Origin of the sequence: Thermovibrio guaymasensis, from assembly GCF_003633715.1 — a bacterium.
Taxonomy (GTDB): Bacteria; Aquificota; Aquificia; order Desulfurobacteriales; family Desulfurobacteriaceae; genus Thermovibrio; species Thermovibrio guaymasensis.
Genome location: NZ_RBIE01000004.1, coordinates 18,855 through 37,221, shown reverse-complemented (window position 1 = coordinate 37,221; position 18,367 = coordinate 18,855). Strand labels below are relative to the sequence as shown.

Sequence of the window (18,367 nt, the reverse complement as noted above, 5' to 3'; positions counted from 1 at the left end):
ATTTAATCTGATATCTTCAGATTTGAACCCGATTAGGAGGGGATTTTGGAAAAGATTTTGAACTTCAGGGGTAAGTACTTTTTCCTTTCAAACTTCTACCCCTGCAAGGTTGAGTATGAAGGTCTCGTTTACCCCAGTGTTGAGAATGCCTTTCAGGCTGCAAAGACGGCTCCCCACAGGAGAATGCCCTTTACGAGGGTCTTCCCGAAAGAGGCAAAGAAGATGGGAAGGAAGGTTCTCCTCTTGGGAGGGGTCGGCCACTGGGAGAGCAGGAAGGTAAAGGTAATGGAGGAGCTCGTAAGGAGGAAGTTTAATCAGAACCTCGATTTAAAGGAGAAGCTCCTTGAGACGGAAGATGCCCTCTTAATTGAGGGAAACAGGTGGGGAGATGAGTTCTGGGGGGTAAACCTCAGAAAGCCCGACCCTGACTCTCCGTGGGGTTATAAGGGAAAGAACATGCTGGGACAGATTCTCATGAAAATCAGACAAGAGTTAAGGGAGGAAATATGATAAGAGGCCGGCTTGAGGAAAAGAGATTCTTTGACGTAATCTACCCCGTTTCAGAAGATAGAGTAATCATTGAGGCTCCCCACGCTGGGGGCCCAAAAAGGGAGTACTACACCGGCTACATAGCCGTGGAGCTCTGCGGTAGGTACGGCTGGGGAGGAATTATCTCAAGAACTTCAAGATTAATTGTTGACTTTAACAGAGATGAAGAGTTTAGAGCAAAGTTCGGGAGCTATCAGAGAGAGGGAATAGAAGCCAGGAACGGAGCTCTTAAAAAGCTTGTTAACAGGCTTAATCGGGAGGGAAGCTCGCCCCTCCTCTATCTTACGCTTCACGGCGTAAGCGATGAAAACGCAAACAGTTGCGGCGGAGATTTCATCGTAGGAACAATCAACGGACAGCTGTGCCCGCCAGAGTTCAGAGACGGGTTCACTCAAAGGCTCAGCCAAGCCCTTAAAACCTGCGGAGCTCCCCACAGAGGAGTGAAAGAGGTCAGATATTCGGGAGACCCTTCGTTAATAGAAATAAAGAGACTCTTCGGTGAGAAGTTTTACTTGATTCAACTTGAGCTCTCAAAAGAGCTCAGAGAAAGGTTTACTGACGAGATTATCTCATCTTTATTCCTTGCAGTAAAAGGAACTTTAAGGGAGCTAAGATGAGAGAGCTTGTCTTTGTTTACGGAACCTTAAAGAGAGGCTTCTGGAACAACGCACTTTTAAAGAGGGCGAGGTTTATCGGTAAGGGTATTACTCTTGAGAAGTTTAAGCTCTATACTGTGGGCTTCCCTTACGCGGTACCTGACGAAGAGGGACTTCCCTTAAAGGGTGAGGTCTATGAGGTTGACGAGAAAACACTCCTTGAGCTTGACAACCTTGAGGGCTACCCGATTCACTACAAAAGAAAGAGAGTAAAGGTTAAATTAAATACGAGAAAGGAAGTTGAAGCCCTCATGTATTATAGGAAGGAGCCCAAGGGAACTCCCGTTCCACCTAAGGGCAAATTCTTCGTCTGGGAAGGGGAATGAATAGGGGTAAGCGGATAGACAGAATCTATATAAAAGTAATTCAACTTTTATTAGAGAAGCCCGAGCCACTTTCAACAAAGAAGATTTTAGAAGCCCTTGCAAGGGAGGGGATACTCAATAGGAGCGAGGGAGATAAGAAGAGCTTAATCAGAGCCCTTAACAGGCTTGAAGAGCTGGGCCTGATTATCTCGGAAGGGGGAAGGGGAAGGAGCGGTAAAAGGTGGGAGCTCACCCCCGAAACCGAGGAGATGTTCAGCCAGATTAACGACGAGGACGGAATAGGGCTACTCGTTCTCCTGGCCCTCCTTCCGGACGAGTACAGGGGGCTCCCGATTTTTAGTTCCGTGGAGAGAATTGCTCTGAGCATCTCAAAAAGGCTGGGAGAGAAGAGAGTAAAAGACCTAAAGGAAAGGTTTTTCTACCAAAAGCCCTACACAATGAGGTTCGCTCCCATTTTAGATAGCAAGATTGCAGAAATAGTCAAGGCAATAATTGAGGAACGTCCTGTAGAGGTAATAAGAAAAGACCTCCCAATAGACCGGCCCTTTAGGGAGAACCTTCCAGGAATGAGCAACCTGAGAAAAATCTACCCGATAAGCCTCTTCTACTACGATGGAAACTTCTACGTAGGGGCCATCAGAAGACACGGAAACGGGTGGAGGTACAGAACGTACCTACTGGGAAGTTTAAGTCTCTACGGAGTACTCTACGAAAGCTTCCCTCGTGATAGAGAGTTCGTAAAACTGGTTGAGAAGAAGAGAAAGACGGGAATGGACTTCCCCGAGCCCAAACCCTTCCTCTTTAAGGTGGTCCTTTCAGAAATAGGGGGAAGGGAGCTGAAGATAGAGGGAGCTTTAGCATTTACAACCCAGATAGAAGCAAAGAAAAGAAGCGACGGAACCTTTGAGGCCTTACTGGTTGGCTACGCAGAGCCCCGCTTCTGTAACGAGTTCCTCCAGAAAGACTTTATAGAAATAATATCTCTAACTGAGGAGGAGTTTGAGAGGATAGACCATGAGCTCATTAAAGAAATGTTTAAGAGAAGGGGAGTAAACCTTCCCCTACCGCCGAGAAGTTTTAAGCAAAATACTAAAAATTTTAGGAAATTCTTGAAGTATCTAAGGGCTCTAACAAGTAAAAAAGACAACGCAGTAAAATTAGCACTCAAAAACTTAAACTAAGGCATTTAACAGTTGAAATACTCTTACTCTTGAGGCAAGAGAAAAACCTCCCACCCTTTCACTTAACAGCAAGAGACTAAGCAGTATAGGTTTTGAAGATACTCTTCGAACTTTGAAATTCCTTTTTATCAAATTGGACAAAATATGTCCCATTTAGGGATTAACATAAAAGAACAACGAAAAATTAGAGGAGGAGAAAATGAAAGTAATTACTCCACCTAACGATCCGATCGTAAACTACTTCCAAAACGTGGATAGGGCCTGCAGAATTAAAAAGCCGGTGCCAGTTAGATTACCGACCGGCCTCGGAGTAATAGGAATATGCATAAACAGAGCTTATTCTGGGAGCTCTGTGGCTAGAGTCTGCAGGGGGATAGGAAATAACGCAGTTTACACAAGCGGAAACTTTAGAGAACAGTCTGTAAAGCAGATAATGTTTAACGAAGTAGCGAGGTTTTTAATTGACGTGTGCAACGGTTCAATTAAATCCAAGAGAGATTTTGATAACCGCCACAATGCCCTATGCACTAGCCTCGTTGGAAATTACCAATATACCAAGAGCGGAAAGAGAGGCAAAGGTCAAGTTACCTACGGAATTGCACAAAAACTGCTGAACATGGCTCTAAAATACCTGTTTGTTGAACACAACAATGGGATAGTTACCATTCCAAACAGCGCTTACGACTGGTTTCACTGTCCTATAGACGGGATAGTTCTTAAAAACCTATCCTTTATTTACAGTGGAACCCATCACTTCAGGGGAATAAGAAGAGTAAATGGCGCTTATACCTATAGCGGAAAAACCTGGTCAAAGATGGATAGAAGCTCTTACCTCAGTTTGAAAGACGAAATAGAGAGAGTAATAAACTCGGCTCCCAATGGCAAATTTACCCCTATTACTCCCCTCGAACTTGATTTTTTAATCCGGAATCCCAACGGCTCAAAAGAATTGAACCCTTTGATAGCAGGTAGACTCGGAATAAACAGAAACAACTCAATAAAAGTATTAAGAGGAATAGTAATAGTTTAAGTTTAGAGGCGCTTCCGCCCCTACCTTTTAGGGAGGGATATGAGTAAACAGAGTAGACTGAAAATAGAACTCCTTACTATCCTGGCAAGAAGTTTAAAAGATTTAAAAGAGATGAAAACTTATCAACTGTTAAAGGAGCTTTACAAGAGAGGAATCATAGACTCTCCAAATTCGCAAAAGAATCAAAAAGCCACTACAAGAGCCCTGAGTTGGCTTGAAGATGAAGAGTTAGTTAACTCAAAAGGAGGAGTAGGAAGAAGTGGTAAAAGGTGGAGAATAAGCAAACTGGGACTTTCAAAGTTTTATCACTTCAGTGAAGAACTAACTTTAGCACTATCTATTTTCTCTTTTATTCCTGACGAGTTTAGGATTTTGAAGAAATTAAACAAATTTATAAGGTGGATTAGTAATTTTATAAAAATTGCCATTCCAAATACCCCTATTTCTGAAAAAGAGATTACAAACAATTTTTACTATCAGAAACCCTACACTGCCGTTTACTGTCCCATAGAAGAGCGAATTTTAGAAAAAATAATAAAAGCGATAATAACTAAGAAAGGACTTAGAGTAAGAAGGAAGGAGCTCTACATAGAAGAGGACTACAAAGAGAGTCCAAAAATTCACGGCTGGAGAGAGGTTTTTCCGATAAGTCTCTTTTCTTATGAGGGTAACCTCTACGTGGGAGCTCTGAGAAAACACTAAGGGAGTTGGACCTACAGAAGTTACTTGTTAGGTAGCCTTGACCTCTACCCCTCAGAAGAGGAGCTCCCTCAACCCCAAGACAAAGAATTTAAAGAACTTGCAGAAGAGAAACTGAGAAGCGGAATAGATCACCCAGACCCTAAACCCTTTATTTTCAAAGTAGTTCTAACTAAAAGCAGTGGAAGGATTTTGGAATGTAGCTCAAAGGCTAGAGTTTTCCTGACCCAGATTGAGAGTCAGAAGAGGGAGGACGAAAACCACGAAATTACCCTCGTTGGCTACGCAGAACCGAGGTTTTGCACAGAGTTTATACAGAAAGACTTTGTAGAAATCACTCCGTTAACCGCCAAAGAGTTTAAAAAAGCTTTTTGAAGGGGAAAAGATTCCCCTACCCTTACCAAATTCAGACTATACAAAGAACCAGAATAACCTAAAGTTCTTCCTGAAATGCATGGAAAAGAGGATAAAAATACAGGAAAAGGCCCTTAATAGGGCCCTTGAATCTCTGTAACCTACGGCTTAGGCTTCCTTACCAGCTTCAGAATTAAGGCTTTCTGGGTGTGGAGGCGGTTTTCAGCCTGGTCCCAGACAACCGAACGCTCACCTTCTAAAACTTCCTCACTTACTTCCTCTCCCCTGTGGGCAGGCAGGCAGTGCATAAAGAGATAATCGGGCTTTGCGTGCTTTACAAGTTCAGAGTTAACTTGATAGGGCATAAAGACTTTTCTCCTCTCCTCAGCTTCTTCTTCCTGCCCCATACTTGCCCAGACATCGGTATAGACAACGTCTGCGTCTTTAACAGCCTCAACAGGATCATGAGTTACAACTATTTCAGCACCCGTTTCCTTAGCTATTTCCTTTGCCCTTTCTACGTAGAACGGTAGGGGCTCGTAGCCTTTAGGAGTTGCAGTGTAGAACTTCATACCCATATAGGCAGCACCGATAAGCCAAGAGTTACACATATTGTTCCCATCCCCAAGGTAGGCAACTTTAAGGCCTTCCAGTTTCCCTTTGTACTCCCAAATCGTAAAAAGGTCAGCAAGGACCTGGCAGGGATGTTCCTCATCGGTTAAAGCGTTTATAACCGGAACTGTTGAGTAACGCGCAAGCTCATTAACCCTTTCTTGGCCGAAAGTCCTAATCACTATCAGGTCAACGTAGCGGGAAAGAACCCTTGCTGTATCCTTAATAGGCTCACCTCTACCAAGTTGCGAGCTCCTGTTATCCATATAAACCCCATGTCCACCAAGCTCGAAAACTCCCACTTCAAAAGAAACCCTGGTTCTCGTTGAGGGTTTTTCAAAAATGAGAGCAGCTTTAAACCCTTCAAGGGGCCTGTAGAGTTCTCCTCTTTTATTCTTCTCCTTCAAAAAGGCCGATAGAGAAATTATGTTTTCTATAAAGAGTCTATCTGCATCAAGCATAGAAATAAAATCTTTCATTCCAAATCCTCCCGATATTTAGTCAAATCCTTATGAAGGAGGGAAACCTTAACCTCAAGCTGTTCTACTTTAGTCTTGAGGTCCGAAACGGTGCTCATCTCCTTAACTATCTCTCTTTCCAGCTCCTCATTTCTCTCGTCAAGGTCCTTAACTAGAGAGTATAAATTTACTAAAAAGAGAAATAGAATCAAAATAGCAATAAGGTTCAGTACGAGTAATAGCTGAACCATTCTGTTACCCTCCCCTTTTCCACCTTATCCTTGAGGGTTTCTTCTTCAGATTCCTTAAGGTTCAGAACTTGAGTTTGACCCGATGGAAAAATTGTAAATAGGATAAGATATCCCTCTTTTCTCTTTAGATTCAAGACAAAATAGGTAAATCCTGAAGGAGTAAAACAGTAGCGACTGAAAAGTTCCTTGCTAACAACTTTCCCTGGAAGGACTAAAGTTTCTGGAGGGAAAGGAAGGTCTAAAGTTTCTTTGTCAACCGATACTTTGTTTTTTCTAAAGTCCACACAGATTTCCTTCCCCTTACCAAAGGAAAAAGAACTCTGTAGAAGGCTTTTAACTCTATTCTCAAACAAATCAGGAGAAGATAGGTTCTTTGAGTAGAAAACTGGGAATACTAAAGTAAGGACGACACTAACTATCGCCAAAACTATAACCAGCTCAAGTAAAGTAAAAGCCCTCATCAGGTATCAATCTCCACCCTACTTGAGGTAACTACAACTTTACCCTCTATGCAGAACTCCTTAGCCGGGCACTGATTTAGCTTCGGCCTTTCATCGTTTTTCCTGTAATGGCAACCGTACTTACTCAAAAGCCAAAGGGGCCTAAACATCTCTATAGGAGCAATTCCTGTCCCCCTAAGGGCTTGTTCCCAGAGCTCTATAACTCTCTTCCTTACAGTTTCATTAATTCCCTTTGAAGTATACTTCCCAGTTATACAACCCGTCGTAAACGTGGCTCTAGCAACGTGAACATCAACAGGGATTGGTAACTTTTCAACGTTTTTAAAGGGAATATTCAATTTATCTCTTAAACTCCTTATCCAGTGGGGAAACAATTTTATTCCCGAAATACTCGGAAACTCTTCCTTTCTATTGGTCTGGAAATCCTTAAACATCTTATCAACATCGTAATCGTACTCGGCAAAGAGCTCTTTCAAATTCCCTCTGTACTTCTCCGAAAGAGTCTTAGATATTGAGTGCCAGATTTCAACGTCTCTAACTTTCTTCTTAGCTAATCTGTACTTTTGAAGGGCCTTTGATAGTTCCTCTTTTCCCTTACGAACAACCTCGTTCGGGTTAAAAACCCACTTTATCTCTTCATCCCTGAAAGTGGCAATGGAACTCTTCCACAACTCATCAGCATTTCTCATATAGTCTAAAGCTGTTGTGAGAGTTACAAGTAATAAAATTTCCTCATCTTTCAGCCCATCTATAATTTCCCTCACTGCATCATCGGGAAGTTCCCTATGACCAAAAATTCCTTCTTTTTTATAGATCTCTCTTAAATGGTAAGCAAGAGTCCTTCCCCTATCGGGATGAAGTTTAAGCTTAACCTTCATTAAAAACTCCATTATAATTACGTTCTGGTGTATTATAATACCTTTAAATTTTCTTACTTCCTTACAAACGGAGGAAAGTTGGGACTTTTTGACCTCTTCAAGAAAAAGTCCGAAGAAGAGCTATTTCAGGAAGCTGTTTCTAACCAAGATTACATGGAGATAGCCAAACTAGGAGAAAAGCTACTACAAAAGTATCCGGATAACCTATCCATTCTCAATCCTTACGTAGATGCTTTAGTTAAATTAGGAAAAAAGGAAAAAGCCGTTCAAATTTTAGCTGACTTTGGTGAAAAAAAAATAAGAGAGGAGTATTACGACATAGCAATTCCAGTCCTTAAAAAGGCCTTGAAAATTGATCCCCTAAACTTAAAGGTTATAAAATTACTGGCAACCGCATATAAAAAGAAAGAACTTTATTACGATGCATTTAAGACCTTTATAGAAAGCTTAAAAAAATATAAAGAAGCAAACTTAAGCACTGAAATAATAAAGGAGTATTTAGAAGAATTTATACAGGAACAATTTCATCCTCTATTTTACGAAAAGTATGCAGACCTCCTTTTAGAAGAAGGAAACAAAGAAAAAGCATTAGTAAACTACGTTCTTGCAGCTAACATGTATATAAACCTTAAAAATTATAAGTCTGCACTCCGATCCCTTTTAAAAGCACAAAAAATTAAAAGAAATGAAAATCTTGATAAACAACTTATTGAAGTTTTAGCTCACCTTATCGGTACTGAACCTCAAATAACAGACCTTTTGATTACTCTCCTAACTAACTACAAGGAAAATGTTAATTTCATTAAATATGTAATTGATACATTCAGAGAAGTTGGAAAACTTGAGATCTTAAAGAGTATAGCTGAAAACATTAAAGTACCTAAGTTAAAATATGCCTTACTTGCGCTCATAAACTTTGAACTTGGGGAAATTGAAGAAGCTCAAGATTACCTCAACAAACTGCGTTTGATTGATAGAAATATGTACGAACAAGCATTAATACTTATAAAAACGAAACACGAAACTTCTATACCAGAACTTCCATTAACTTCCAAAGAAGAGGAAATACCTGAAGCTGAGGAAATCCTTGAAGTACTTGACCAGGTCCTTGACCTTAATAAGGTAGTAACTGAATACATTAATAAAGTTGATACTGAAGAGAAGTCAGAAAAAATAGCAAAAGAAGTTAATGCTCTAAAAGAACTAGAAAAGGATGGAAAGCGGTCTATCTCCTCTGCTGAAGCTCTCTTTGGATTAGGAAATTACGATGAGGCCATAAAAATAGCAGAAAAAGCACTTAACACTGAGGAGGCCTTTAAAGCCGCAACAATAATAGCAGAATCTTACAGAAAGAAAGGTGAAGAGAAAAAAGCACTATCTTTCCTCTTTGACCAAATTAAAAATCCCAAACTATCAGAAGAAGAAAAGGCAAAACTTAAAGCCCTAATAGGGAAAATCCATGAAAAACTGGGAGATAGAGAGAGGGCGCTAGTATGGTACAGAGAAGCAAATAAAATCCTGAGTGATAAAGATTTAGAGGAGAAAATAGAGAAACTTCAAAGTAATGAACAGGTTTAAAGCTCTGTACATCCACACTCCTTTCTGCAGAAGGAAGTGCCTTTACTGCGATTTTTACTCTGAATCTAAAGTCTTAAATGAAAAAGATCTAAAGAAGCTGGTATTATCTGAACTATCCCTCCTTAATCCTAACCTTTCCCAATTTCCAACAGTTTACTTTGGAGGAGGAACTCCCTCTTTACTAACCCCCGACTTCTTTGAGGCCATCTTATCAAAGGTTGGCCAGTTCTCAGAAGTTACGGTTGAGTTTAACCCTGAAGACGTTACATCAGAAAAGTTAAAGGCCCTAAAGGAGATAGGAGTAAACAGGATTAGCTTAGGAATTCAGAGTTTATCAAGTAAAGTTCTGAGGAAGCTCGGAAGAACTCAAAGTCCAGAGGACAACCTCAAAGCCTTAGAAAGTGTACTTTCAGTATTTTCAAACGTATCTGTTGACCTTATTTACGGGGCTCCAGGTCAAAAAGCAGATGAAATCTTAGAGGAAGTAGACAAAATAACTGAATACCCGATAAAACACTTATCCCTATACGCTCTTACTGTTTACGAGGAAACCCCTCTCTCTCAGCTGGTTAAGGAGAAAAAGTTGGAACTTCCACATGAAGAGGAAGTTAGAAAGTCTTACTATGAAGCTGTAGAGATACTAAAAGAGAAAGGGTTTACACACTACGAAATATCAAACTTCGCCGTAAAAGGCTTTGAAAGCAAGCACAACTTAATTTACTGGAAACTGGAGAACTACTTAGGACTTGGACCCTCAGCAGCTTCCTTTAAAGGCGGTCTCTTCTGGAGGAACTACTCAAACTACAGTAAATATAAAGAGTCCCTTGAAAGGGGAAAGTTACCCATTGAAGAGAGAGAAGAGTTTAAAGGTAAGGAACTGATTGAGCTTAAAATAACGATGGGCCTACGCTTAACAGAAGGGATAGAGAGAAAACTTATTCCTGAAAGAGCCTTAGAGAGTGAGAGAGTAAGGAGGTTAATTGAAGAGGGCTATTTAGAGGTGTCAGAAGGAAGGGTCCGGTTAGGGAAGAAGGGACTCTTCATCTCTAACGCCGTAATAGGGGAACTCCTATCCGCTCTTTAACTCAAGTAGAATAGTATAAACCTAAAACGGAGAGATTCCCATGGATGAAAGAAAGAAGAGAAAAGCCCAAAGGAAATTTGAGGATCAGATAAAGAAAGTAAAATCAGAAGACGTTGAAAAAGTGTTAAAGAAGAGAGAGGAGATAGAGGAAAAGTTAAAAGGTCAGTTAAGGAAGTTTATCTATGAAATAAAACTCTTATTTGAACTCCTATCTGACTTTAAAGGTGGAAAGTACAGAGAAGTCCCTTGGCATACCATAGCAGCAACTATTGCTGCTCTTTTATACGTATTAAATCCCTTAGACGTTATACCTGACTTTATATCCGTAGTAGGCCAGATTGACGATGCTTTCGTCTTAGGTCTTTGTCTAACGTTAATTGAAAAGGACCTAAACAAGTATAAGGTATGGAGGGAAGAACGAAAGGAAGAGAAAACTAGTTAACAAGAGAAGAGTAAAACTCCATTCTCTTTTCAAGAAAATTTTTTAATGCCTTTTTAAAGTGACTAAACCTCCTTATGTTCTCTTTAGGGTTATAAGTTAAACCTTCATAAAGTTCCTTTAACTTCCTTTCTTTAGCAATCTCTATATCTTCCAAAGAAGGAGGATAAACAGCCTTCAACTCGTCAAGTATTATCCAGCTTGCGAAACGGTAGCTGCTAAAGGCTACAAGCCAAACTGTTACCTTCTGGTTATCCCACTCAATATGAAACTGCGTAGGGTAGAGAAAAACCGAGTGTTCTCTTTTGAGGTTGGCCATGTAATCGGCCGGAAGCTCCACCTTCATAATAAAGGGTTCTTCAGAGAATGAGAAGAACTTATCCTTATACCTCTTCCAGTAGTAGAGGGGATACTCTCTCCCCAAACCGTAAACCCTCATCTTTACGATGTGGAGGTGCCTATACTTCCTTTCCTGAGGAAGGTAGGAAGAGAGGTAGAAAATCCCATTGTAGTTAAAGACTTTTATCGGGTAAACAGTAAACTGATTCCCTTCATAGTTAATAAAGAGCTCCCTCCTTTCAACAATTCCCCTAAAGATCATCTTTAGAGTTTCTGGAGCAATGTTTGTAAACCTCTCTACTGGAACAGGTAGATAATCAAACGATTCCATAGCAACTTCTTTCTTCTCCCTATCAAGCAGCTTTCCCAATCTATTAACTGCCCGCAATCCGGGCTCTAAAACCTCTAAATTCCTATATTTCCTTGGAACAAAAGAGATTAAAGTAAAGAGGGAGAGGAGTTCTTCTTCGGAAAGAGAAACTAAGTAAGGAACGGCCTTAACTTTGAGCCGCCACATCTGGGGCTTTCTTCCCTTAACGTTATCAAACCTTGACTCAACGTAGCCCGCCTGAAGGAGATCTGAGAGAGTTCTGTTCAACTTCTTCCTATCGGCCGAAGGATTGGTTCCGGAAAGAACCCCTCTTAAGGTTAACTTATCCTGAATTTCTGTGGTTGAAATAAAGGAGCTCCCGTTTTCTGAAAGGTACTTAAGAACCTCAATAGCTAGATATAACCTCTTTTCCAAATACTTTGGCAAAACCCTCCCCTTTGGTCTATTTTAAGGCTGCACGATTATACAGAAAGGGGAGTTTAATGGAAAGGACAAGGTTTCAGAAAGCCCTTGAGATAGTTGCATCTATCGTTGGAGTAGTGGCCCTCTTCATAACGGCAATTGGCTTCCCCCAGGTAGGTTTCGTTGTAGCCCTGTTTGCCTCAATGTTGTATGCCGTCTACGGCTACCTTACAAAACAGTACGGAATAATGGTGAGCTCTCTAATCTACGGAACTGTTGAAGTGATAGGTATAATAAGGTGGGTTTTTATGGGAAAAGGCCATGGAGCATAGAGAAAGACCGAAAATTCTCCTATCAAACGACGATGGAATTCGCTCTGAAGGTCTAAAGGCCCTCTATGAGGCACTTTCAGAGTTTGCAGATGTTGTTGTCGTTGCACCAGACAGGGAAAGGAGCGCAGTAGGTAGGGCATTAACCCTCCACAGACCTTTAAGGTGCGAGCAAGTTGCAGAGAACTGGTTTGCAGTTGACGGGACCCCAACCAGCTGCGTCTACATCGGAATCCACGCAATCATGAAGGGGAAAAAACCAGATATGGTAATTGGAGGGATAAACAGAGGACCTAACCTCGGGGAGGACATCACCTATTCAGGAACAGTCTCAATCGCAATGGAAGGAGCCCTCCTCGGAATACCAAGTATAGCTTTCTCCTTAGCAACTTTTAAAGACTTCCTCTGGAAAGACGCAGCCACGTGGGCAAAGAGAATAGCAGTGAGAGTTTACGAAAAAGGCCTACCTGAAGGGTGCTGCTTAAACGTTAACATACCGAACATTCCCTACAGAGAAGTTAGAGGAGTAAAGGTTACAAGGCAGGGGAAGAAGAACTACACCGAGAAAGTTGAGGCAAGGAAAGACCCTTGGGGAAGGGTTTACTACTGGATAGGTGGAGAGGAACCAGACTGGATTCCAGAGCCGGGAACGGATTACTGGGCAGTAAAGAACGGCTACGTTTCAGTTACACCTATCCACCTTGACCTAACAGACTACAGAGCCCTTGAAATCCTCAAAAGCTACGAGTGGTAAATGGTAGAACTCCTAACGGTTGCTTTCTGGAAAAGCTTAACCCTTAAATATGGAGTTTACGCCCTTGCCTTTAATGCCTTCATTGAGGCAATATTCTTCCCAATTCCCCCTGACGTCCTGTTAATAACCCTGTGTTCGGTTAACCCTGAAAGGAGCTTCTTTTACGCCCTAGTGACTACCATCTTCTCAACCCTCGGAGGAGTTGTAGGGTACTACCTGGGGTACTTAGGAGGTAAGCCACTTGCAAAGAAGTTCTTCGGTAAAGAGAAAGTAAACAGGGTCCACAGGCTCTACGAGTCCTACGAATCCCTTATTATCCTACTTGCAGGTTTTACTCCGCTACCCTATAAGGTATTTACAATAACCTCCGGAGTCCTCTTTGCCTCCCTGTGGAAGCTCATCGTCTTTTCCCTCCTTGGAAGAGGAATAAGGTTCTTTGCAGAAGCTTCCCTCTTTTACTTCTTCGGAACACAGATTTCCACTTCCATTACTAAAAACTTAAACCTAATATCCTTAGCATTTGGAATTCTCTTGGCGATAGCCTTCTTAATTTACAGAAGGTACAGGAAAGGAGTCCTACCTTGAGCAGAAGGAGTTTCTTTAAATTACTAGGAAAATCAATAGCACAGGCGGCAGCAGAGTTTACTTACGAGGCAACAAAACCAAACAGAGTTTACTTAAGGCCACCTGGAAGCGGAGAAGAGGATGAGTTTTTAAAGCTTTGTACAAAGTGTAAAACCTGTATCTCTGCTTGTCCTACCGGAGTTCTTGAAACGGTTAAGGAGATGCACCCAGTAGTTTTTGAAACTCCGGTGATGAACTTTGATAATAACTACTGCGAAAGGTGTTACTCCTGCATAGAGGCCTGCAAAAGCGGAGCTCTCAAAAAGGAAAACCTTGAGAAGTACAGAGTTTACGCAAAGTTAATTGTTCAAAGGTGCGTTGCCTACCAGGACGTCTTCTGCCAGAGCTGTTACTGGTCGTGTCCAAAAATTGATAAAGCCATAACGCTAAAGGACTTCGCTTACCCTGAATTTAACAGTCAAGAGTGTACAGGATGCGGAAGGTGTATTCACGCCTGTCCTACCAATCCTAAAGCTATTGAATTGGTAAAGGAGAAGAATGAAGATAAAGGTTCAGGAAGCTCTCAAGAGAGAGATTAAACCGGGAAGAGTTTTCATCTACGGTAGCGAAGAGTACTTAACGAGGCAGTTCCTTAAGAGGGTTCTTAATGGAGTAAAACACCAGCTCTTCTACCCGGACTCTTTAGAGGAGTTCATGGAATTTACAGGCTCTACCCTTTTTGACGGAGAAGTCGTTCCCGTCCTGCTTCACGCTGAGGAGCTCCCTTCAAAGCTTAGGAAAAAATCCCAAAAAGAGGCCTTCATCAAGAAACTAAAAAGCCTAAACTCCTTCATAGTTGCAGCCTTTGGAAAACTTGACTGGAAGAGTTTAAAAAGCGAGATATTTAAGGGAATCCTTGAACTATCAAACTTAGTAGTTGAATCTGAGCCCTACAGTGAAAAGCAGATTTACGGGTTAATAGCCAAGAAATTTAAAAGTGCAGGTAAGGAAATCACTCCAGAACTCATTAAATACATAGTTAAATTAGTAGGAACAGACTTAACTGAGCTAAAACACGAAACCGACAAACTGCTCCTCTACCCCGGCAAACTGACAAAGGAGGCTGTAGAGTCCCTCCTTTTCTCAAGTGGAAGGGTAGACCCATTTGAAGTTGTCTTCTCGTTGGTTGAGGGAAGGAGTAGGGAGTTCATTAAAAACGTCAATCACCTCCTAACGGAGGGTAGTGAACCCCTACAGATAGTAGGACTCCTTCAAAGTCAAGTAAGGAACATGATTGAAGTTGCATGTGGAAGGAGCGTTAGGCTACCAAAAGAGGTAATCGGAACGTATAAAAAGAGCGCTAAAAAGGTAGGGCTCTTAGAACTTCTAAAGATTTTGAAGGAGCTCCACGAAGCTGAGTTCTCAATAAAGATTGGGTTAAAAGGAGGAAGAGAAGCTCTAACTGAGCTTGCCTTTAAAAGAGAAGAAAGTAGAATAAATTTCTCTCAAAACCGCTAGGAGGTTACATGCAGACTATCCTCTACTTTGTAATAGCTCTAGGTATCCTAATTTTCGTCCACGAGCTCGGTCACTTCTTGGCAGCAAGGTTATTTGGAGTCAGAGTTGAAACATTCTCAATTGGATTTGGACCAAAACTGTTTAAGTTCAATTGTTGCCAGACTGAGTTTGCAGTAAGCCTCATTCCACTCGGTGGCTACGTAAAGATGGCAGGTGAGGACCCCGATAAACCTCCCAAGTCCCCTGACGAGTTCTACGCAAAACCTCCCTGGCAGAGGATAGTTATAGCTTTAGCAGGACCTATGATGAACCTCTTACTCGCAGTCCTTTTCTTTACCCTATCGTACAACCTTGGACGCTACGTTCCGTCCTACCAAGTTGAGAAAGTAAAAATAGGGGCAGTAGCTTCAACTCAGATACCCTTAAAGCCGGGAGACACGATAATTTCCGTTAACGGTGAAAAGGTTAAAAACTGGAAGGAGTTCAATCAAATAGTTGCCCTAAACCCAAACAGGGAAATTAAGGTAAAAGTTAAAAGGGATGAAAGAGTTGAGGAGTTAACGGTAAAAACTGGAATAGATGAGGAAAACGGAATAGGAACCCTAGACGTAGTTCCGGCGATAAAACCGAAAATCGGAAAGGTTATAGAGGGCTCTCCTGCCCAGAAAGCAGGCCTTAAGCCCGGGGATGTAATACTAAAGATCAACGGTCAGGATATAACCAGCTGGAGACAAGTTGTTGAGATAATTGGAAACAGCAAGGGAAAAGAGGTAGAACTTTTAGTACTGAGGGGTAAAAAGAAATTAAGGGTAAAGATAAAACCAAAGTTCAACGAGGAAGTTGGAAGGTATACGATAGGAATAGTTCCAAAGTTTGAGATGGTCTACATAAAGTATCCCCTACCGGAAGCCTTCAAAAAGGGTATAGAGGAGTTTAAAAACCAAACTGCACTCTTCTTCACTTTCCTTCTCAAGCTAATAACGGGTCAAGCCTCTATAAAGAGCCTCGGAGGACCAATTTTAATAGCCGAAGTAGCTGGAAAGGCGGCAAAAGCAGGGATATCAAACTTCATCTACTTCATGGGCTTTATAAGCTTACAGCTTGGCTACTTTAACCTACTGCCTTTACCGGTCCTTGACGGAGGGTTGATTTTAATGTTCTTAGTTGAAATGATGAGGAGGAGACCACTCTCTCCCTTCTTTAGAGAGAAGTTCCAGCAGGTAGGACTCTTCCTACTTGCCCTTTTAATGATTATAGTCTTCTACAACGACATTATGAGGGTAATCAGGTAGTGAAGAAGGAAAGGCTTGACAAACTCCTAGTTGAAAAGGGACTAGTAAAGAGCAGAGAAAGGGCTAAAGCCTTAATAATGGCAGGTAAGGTCTTGGTTGACGGTAAAGTTATAGATAAAGCAGGAACTTCCGTTCCTGTTGACTCAAAGATTGAGTTAAAAGGGGAGGACATCCCTTACGTATCAAGGGGCGGTTTGAAGCTTGAAACCGCCATTAAGGAGTTCGGCCTTAAAGTTGATGGATTTACCTGCCTTGACGTAGGAGCATCAACCGGAGGGTTTACAGATTGTCTCTTAAAACACGGTGCTAAAAAGGTTTACGCAGTTGACGTTGGAAGGGGTCAGCTAGACTGGAAGTTAAGGAAAGACGAAAGGGTAGTGTCCATTGAAGGATTTAACGCAAGGTATTTAACAGAAAAGGAAGTTCCAGAGAAGGTTGACTTGGCAGTTATTGACGTTTCCTTCATATCACTTACGAAAATCCTACCGGTAGTAAAGAATTTCCTAAAGTCCCAAGCAAAAATAGTTGCACTCATTAAACCTCAGTTTGAGCTTACAAAGAGGGAAGTTGACAGGGGAAAGGGAGTTGTTAGAAACCCGGAACTCCACAGAAAAGCGATAGAGAAAATTCTTTCCTTTTCAAGGGGAATCGGACTTTACCCTGAAGACTTAACACTTTCAAAGCCAAGAGGTCCCAAGGGAAACAAGGAGTTCCTCGTTCTACTCTCCCAGAACAGAGATGACGATAAAGTAGATACAGAGAAAGTTAAAGAGGTTATCTCTCACGAATAGCTAACTTTCAATTAGAACTCCTTTTAACTCGTTCAGCTTATCCTTCAAATCCTCTGGAAAAGGTGTAAGGTTTCCCATCGGAACCCAAACAAGAGCATCAAGGTGAATTGGAGGAATGTTAACTTCTCTAGAAAGCTCCCTCCACTCCCTAACGGTAGGTATAACCTTCTTAAGCCTTGAATCAAGAGGTATCTCTATCTCCCAGAGGCCTTCCGGGTACTTTCCGAAAACGATTCTATATCCGTACATAAACATCTTTGCCGCAAAGACAACAGTCTTTGCCTCCTTTTTCTGCCCCATACACTTTGATAGATAATCAACAAGGAGTTTCAAGTCCTTCCCTAAGTCATCAACAGAAAACTCCTTAAAGAGTTCCTCTACACACCTTTTAGCCTTCTGAAACCTCTTGAGCTTTGCACTTAGAAACCGCCTATTGTAGACGGAAAGGAACTCCTGAAAATCGCCTATATCTTTCCCCTTCTTGAAAAACTCAGAGAAAGCTTCCCAGTACTCTTCACCTTTCATTTGAAGCTGATAGGAAAGAAGAGCATTTATAATTACAAGCTTTAAAAACCTCTCCGGATTTTTAACCTCCTCGTAAAGTTCCTTAAGAGCCCTAAACTGCCTGTCAATCTCTTCAACCTTTTCAACATCCTCTAAAGAAAACTTCTTAAGAACCTCTTTTAACTTCTCTTTCTTTCCTTCCAAAATCCTCCTTTAACCTCCCTACGTAGCCCCTTATTAGACCGACCTCTCTTTTTAGGAGTCTCTTAACTCCAAAGTAGGAAAGAACAGAGAAGACCGTACCTAGAAGAATCCCACCAACAAACATGGGAACTATTATTTCCTTTCCCGACTCAAGTATTGATGAGAAAGAGGAGAAGTTAACGTGGGGAAATCTTAAATCCCTCCCCAAAAGAAGACAACCTACGTAGTAATCAAGGATTAGAATCGGAATTGTCGTCCATGGATTAGTAACGTGGGTACCGATAGCAGCTGCTACCTTACTAACCCTGGTTATAGCTGCAATTGTAACAGCAATAAGAACCTGAAAACCGTTAACTGGAAGAAAGCCTATAAATACCCCTAAGGCAAGGCCCTTAGCGGTCTCGTCGGGCCTGTCTCTCATCTCTAAAAGCTTGTCAACGTAGAACTTGAAGGAGAAGAGCCTCTTTACTATGTTCTTCATAACATATTTAAGTTTATTGAATAAAAATAAGAAAATCAATAGAAAGTTCTCCTTGAAACTTCAAAGAAAGGGTGTTAAATTTGCCACTGCACTTTAAGGTAAGGAGGAGAGCTATGGCAAGGTGTGCAATATGTGGAAAGACAACTATTTTCGTAAACAAAGTCAGCCACTCCCACAGGGTTACAAGCAAAAAGCAGAAGGCAAACTTACAGAAAGTAAGGGCGATTGTAAACGGTGAGAAGAAGAGAATCTGGGTATGTACTAAGTGCCTAAAGGCCGGTAAGGTTCAAAAAGCTATATAG

Annotated in this window: 25 protein-coding genes; 18 read left to right on the top strand and 7 right to left on the bottom strand. The window is 41.5% G+C overall.

Annotation, left to right across the window (positions count from 1 at the left end; genetic code table 11):
- The first annotated feature begins 45 nt into the window (after positions 1–45).
- The 7 genes from ybiA (at position 46) to C7457_RS07585 (ending at position 4,816) form a co-directional block, all read left to right on the top strand.
- Positions 46–510, top strand: a complete 465-nt coding sequence (ybiA, locus tag C7457_RS07615; RefSeq protein ID WP_211321830.1) for a riboflavin biosynthesis intermediates N-glycosidase — start codon at positions 46–48, stop codon at positions 508–510.
- The gene (locus tag C7457_RS07610) at positions 507–1,166 is read left to right on the top strand and encodes a hypothetical protein (protein ID WP_121171682.1); all 660 of its coding nucleotides are present in this window, start codon (positions 507–509) and stop codon (positions 1,164–1,166) included. The genes ybiA and C7457_RS07610 overlap by 4 nt, the downstream gene beginning before the upstream one ends.
- A complete protein-coding gene (locus C7457_RS07605; protein WP_121171680.1) occupies positions 1,163–1,531 on the top strand; it encodes a gamma-glutamylcyclotransferase family protein in 369 nt (122 codons plus the stop codon). Before C7457_RS07610 ends, C7457_RS07605 begins: the two co-directional genes overlap by 4 nt.
- The gene (locus tag C7457_RS07600) at positions 1,528–2,712 is read left to right on the top strand and encodes a WYL domain-containing protein (RefSeq protein ID WP_121171678.1); all 1,185 of its coding nucleotides are present in this window, start codon (positions 1,528–1,530) and stop codon (positions 2,710–2,712) included. The genes C7457_RS07605 and C7457_RS07600 overlap by 4 nt, the downstream gene beginning before the upstream one ends.
- A gap of 199 nt (positions 2,713–2,911) precedes the next feature.
- Entirely contained in the window at positions 2,912–3,742 is an 831-nt protein-coding gene (locus C7457_RS07595; protein WP_121171676.1) for a hypothetical protein, read from the top strand.
- A gap of 39 nt (positions 3,743–3,781) precedes the next feature.
- Entirely contained in the window at positions 3,782–4,444 is a 663-nt protein-coding gene (locus tag C7457_RS07590) for a hypothetical protein (protein ID WP_121171674.1), read from the top strand.
- A 24-nt stretch (positions 4,445–4,468) separates the two neighbouring features.
- Positions 4,469–4,816 (top strand): hypothetical protein, encoded by a 348-nt coding sequence (locus tag C7457_RS07585; RefSeq protein ID WP_121171672.1) that lies wholly within the window; start codon positions 4,469–4,471, stop codon positions 4,814–4,816.
- A 140-nt stretch (positions 4,817–4,956) separates the two neighbouring features.
- Here C7457_RS07585 and argF read toward each other — a convergent pair whose 3' ends face one another.
- The 4 genes from argF to C7457_RS07565 are packed head-to-tail and all read right to left on the bottom strand — an operon-like array spanning position 4,957 to position 7,455.
- Positions 4,957–5,886, bottom strand: coding sequence for an ornithine carbamoyltransferase (gene argF, locus C7457_RS07580; RefSeq protein WP_121171670.1), 930 nt, complete (start codon positions 5,884–5,886; stop codon positions 4,957–4,959).
- Entirely contained in the window at positions 5,883–6,116 is a 234-nt protein-coding gene (locus tag C7457_RS07575) for a hypothetical protein (protein ID WP_121171668.1), read from the bottom strand. The genes argF and C7457_RS07575 overlap by 4 nt, the downstream gene beginning before the upstream one ends.
- Positions 6,092–6,577, bottom strand: a complete 486-nt coding sequence (locus C7457_RS07570; protein WP_121171666.1) for a type II secretion system protein — start codon at positions 6,575–6,577, stop codon at positions 6,092–6,094. The genes C7457_RS07575 and C7457_RS07570 overlap by 25 nt, the downstream gene beginning before the upstream one ends.
- Positions 6,577–7,455 carry an N-glycosylase/DNA lyase gene (locus C7457_RS07565; RefSeq protein WP_170137389.1) on the bottom strand — a complete coding sequence of 293 codons (879 nt, stop codon included), beginning with the start codon at positions 7,453–7,455 and terminating at the stop codon, positions 6,577–6,579. The genes C7457_RS07570 and C7457_RS07565 overlap by 1 nt, the downstream gene beginning before the upstream one ends.
- Positions 7,456–7,533: 78 nt before the next feature.
- Here C7457_RS07565 and C7457_RS07560 point away from each other — a divergent pair, with 78 nt between their 5' ends.
- The 3 genes from C7457_RS07560 to C7457_RS07550 are packed head-to-tail and all read left to right on the top strand — an operon-like array spanning position 7,534 to position 10,559.
- Positions 7,534–9,033, top strand: a complete 1,500-nt coding sequence (locus C7457_RS07560; RefSeq protein ID WP_121171661.1) for a tetratricopeptide repeat protein — start codon at positions 7,534–7,536, stop codon at positions 9,031–9,033.
- Positions 9,020–10,117, top strand: a complete 1,098-nt coding sequence (gene hemW / locus C7457_RS07555) for a radical SAM family heme chaperone HemW (RefSeq protein ID WP_121171659.1) — start codon at positions 9,020–9,022, stop codon at positions 10,115–10,117. The genes C7457_RS07560 and hemW overlap by 14 nt, the downstream gene beginning before the upstream one ends.
- A 40-nt stretch (positions 10,118–10,157) precedes the next feature.
- A complete protein-coding gene (locus C7457_RS07550; protein ID WP_121171657.1) occupies positions 10,158–10,559 on the top strand; it encodes a YkvA family protein in 402 nt (133 codons plus the stop codon).
- Here C7457_RS07550 and C7457_RS07545 read toward each other — a convergent pair.
- A complete protein-coding gene (locus tag C7457_RS07545) occupies positions 10,552–11,640 on the bottom strand; it encodes a WYL domain-containing protein (RefSeq protein WP_147422191.1) in 1,089 nt (362 codons plus the stop codon). The two genes, C7457_RS07550 and C7457_RS07545, sit on opposite strands and share 8 nt — an antisense overlap.
- A gap of 68 nt (positions 11,641–11,708) precedes the next feature.
- Between C7457_RS07545 and C7457_RS07540 the strand changes: the two genes are divergently transcribed.
- The 7 genes from C7457_RS07540 to C7457_RS07510 are packed head-to-tail and all read left to right on the top strand — an operon-like array spanning position 11,709 to position 16,876.
- Positions 11,709–11,960, top strand: coding sequence for a nicotinamide mononucleotide transporter (locus C7457_RS07540; protein ID WP_121171653.1), 252 nt, complete (start codon positions 11,709–11,711; stop codon positions 11,958–11,960).
- Positions 11,950–12,711, top strand: coding sequence for a 5'/3'-nucleotidase SurE (gene surE, locus C7457_RS07535; protein WP_121171651.1), 762 nt, complete (start codon positions 11,950–11,952; stop codon positions 12,709–12,711). The genes C7457_RS07540 and surE overlap by 11 nt, the downstream gene beginning before the upstream one ends.
- Positions 12,712–13,296 carry a YqaA family protein gene (locus C7457_RS07530; RefSeq protein WP_121171649.1) on the top strand — a complete coding sequence of 195 codons (585 nt, stop codon included), beginning with the start codon at positions 12,712–12,714 and terminating at the stop codon, positions 13,294–13,296.
- Positions 13,293–13,874: a 4Fe-4S dicluster domain-containing protein gene (locus C7457_RS07525; protein ID WP_121171647.1), complete on the top strand. Its 582-nt coding sequence runs from the start codon at positions 13,293–13,295 to the stop codon at positions 13,872–13,874. Before C7457_RS07530 ends, C7457_RS07525 begins: the two co-directional genes overlap by 4 nt.
- Positions 13,834–14,793, top strand: a complete 960-nt coding sequence (gene holA, locus C7457_RS07520) for a DNA polymerase III subunit delta (protein WP_121171645.1) — start codon at positions 13,834–13,836, stop codon at positions 14,791–14,793. The genes C7457_RS07525 and holA overlap by 41 nt, the downstream gene beginning before the upstream one ends.
- A gap of 8 nt (positions 14,794–14,801) precedes the next feature.
- Positions 14,802–16,085, top strand: a complete 1,284-nt coding sequence (gene rseP, locus C7457_RS07515) for an RIP metalloprotease RseP (protein WP_121171643.1) — start codon at positions 14,802–14,804, stop codon at positions 16,083–16,085.
- Positions 16,085–16,876, top strand: a complete 792-nt coding sequence (locus C7457_RS07510) for a TlyA family RNA methyltransferase (protein WP_121171641.1) — start codon at positions 16,085–16,087, stop codon at positions 16,874–16,876. Before rseP ends, C7457_RS07510 begins: the two co-directional genes overlap by 1 nt.
- Here C7457_RS07510 and C7457_RS07505 read toward each other — a convergent pair whose 3' ends face one another.
- A complete protein-coding gene (locus C7457_RS07505) occupies positions 16,877–17,584 on the bottom strand; it encodes an N-glycosylase/DNA lyase (protein ID WP_121171639.1) in 708 nt (235 codons plus the stop codon).
- Entirely contained in the window at positions 17,547–18,104 is a 558-nt protein-coding gene (locus tag C7457_RS07500) for a DUF2062 domain-containing protein (RefSeq protein ID WP_245939617.1), read from the bottom strand. Before C7457_RS07500 ends, C7457_RS07505 begins: the two co-directional genes overlap by 38 nt.
- A 74-nt stretch (positions 18,105–18,178) precedes the next feature.
- On the opposite strand from C7457_RS07500, the gene rpmB reads away from it, so the two are divergent.
- Complete coding sequence (gene rpmB, locus C7457_RS07495) at positions 18,179–18,367, top strand: 50S ribosomal protein L28 (RefSeq protein ID WP_121171637.1); 189 nt, start codon at positions 18,179–18,181, stop codon at positions 18,365–18,367.

Coding starts and splice junctions, on each gene's coding strand:
- C7457_RS07565 (WP_170137389.1), bottom strand. CDS start 7,455: ATGAAGGTTAAGCTTAAACTTCATCCCGATAGGGGAAGGACTCTTGCT.
- rseP (WP_121171643.1), top strand. CDS start 14,802: ATGCAGACTATCCTCTACTTTGTAATAGCTCTAGGTATCCTAATTTTC.
- C7457_RS07530 (WP_121171649.1), top strand. CDS start 12,712: ATGGTAGAACTCCTAACGGTTGCTTTCTGGAAAAGCTTAACCCTTAAA.
- hemW (WP_121171659.1), top strand. CDS start 9,020: ATGAACAGGTTTAAAGCTCTGTACATCCACACTCCTTTCTGCAGAAGG.
- C7457_RS07600 (WP_121171678.1), top strand. CDS start 1,528: ATGAATAGGGGTAAGCGGATAGACAGAATCTATATAAAAGTAATTCAA.
- C7457_RS07610 (WP_121171682.1), top strand. CDS start 507: ATGATAAGAGGCCGGCTTGAGGAAAAGAGATTCTTTGACGTAATCTAC.
- holA (WP_121171645.1), top strand. CDS start 13,834: ATGAAGATAAAGGTTCAGGAAGCTCTCAAGAGAGAGATTAAACCGGGA.
- rpmB (WP_121171637.1), top strand. CDS start 18,179: ATGGCAAGGTGTGCAATATGTGGAAAGACAACTATTTTCGTAAACAAA.
- C7457_RS07570 (WP_121171666.1), bottom strand. CDS start 6,577: ATGAGGGCTTTTACTTTACTTGAGCTGGTTATAGTTTTGGCGATAGTT.
- C7457_RS07550 (WP_121171657.1), top strand. CDS start 10,158: ATGGATGAAAGAAAGAAGAGAAAAGCCCAAAGGAAATTTGAGGATCAG.
- C7457_RS07575 (WP_121171668.1), bottom strand. CDS start 6,116: ATGGTTCAGCTATTACTCGTACTGAACCTTATTGCTATTTTGATTCTA.
- C7457_RS07590 (WP_121171674.1), top strand. CDS start 3,782: ATGAGTAAACAGAGTAGACTGAAAATAGAACTCCTTACTATCCTGGCA.
- argF (WP_121171670.1), bottom strand. CDS start 5,886: ATGAAAGATTTTATTTCTATGCTTGATGCAGATAGACTCTTTATAGAA.
- C7457_RS07605 (WP_121171680.1), top strand. CDS start 1,163: ATGAGAGAGCTTGTCTTTGTTTACGGAACCTTAAAGAGAGGCTTCTGG.
- C7457_RS07540 (WP_121171653.1), top strand. CDS start 11,709: ATGGAAAGGACAAGGTTTCAGAAAGCCCTTGAGATAGTTGCATCTATC.
- C7457_RS07595 (WP_121171676.1), top strand. CDS start 2,912: ATGAAAGTAATTACTCCACCTAACGATCCGATCGTAAACTACTTCCAA.
- surE (WP_121171651.1), top strand. CDS start 11,950: ATGGAGCATAGAGAAAGACCGAAAATTCTCCTATCAAACGACGATGGA.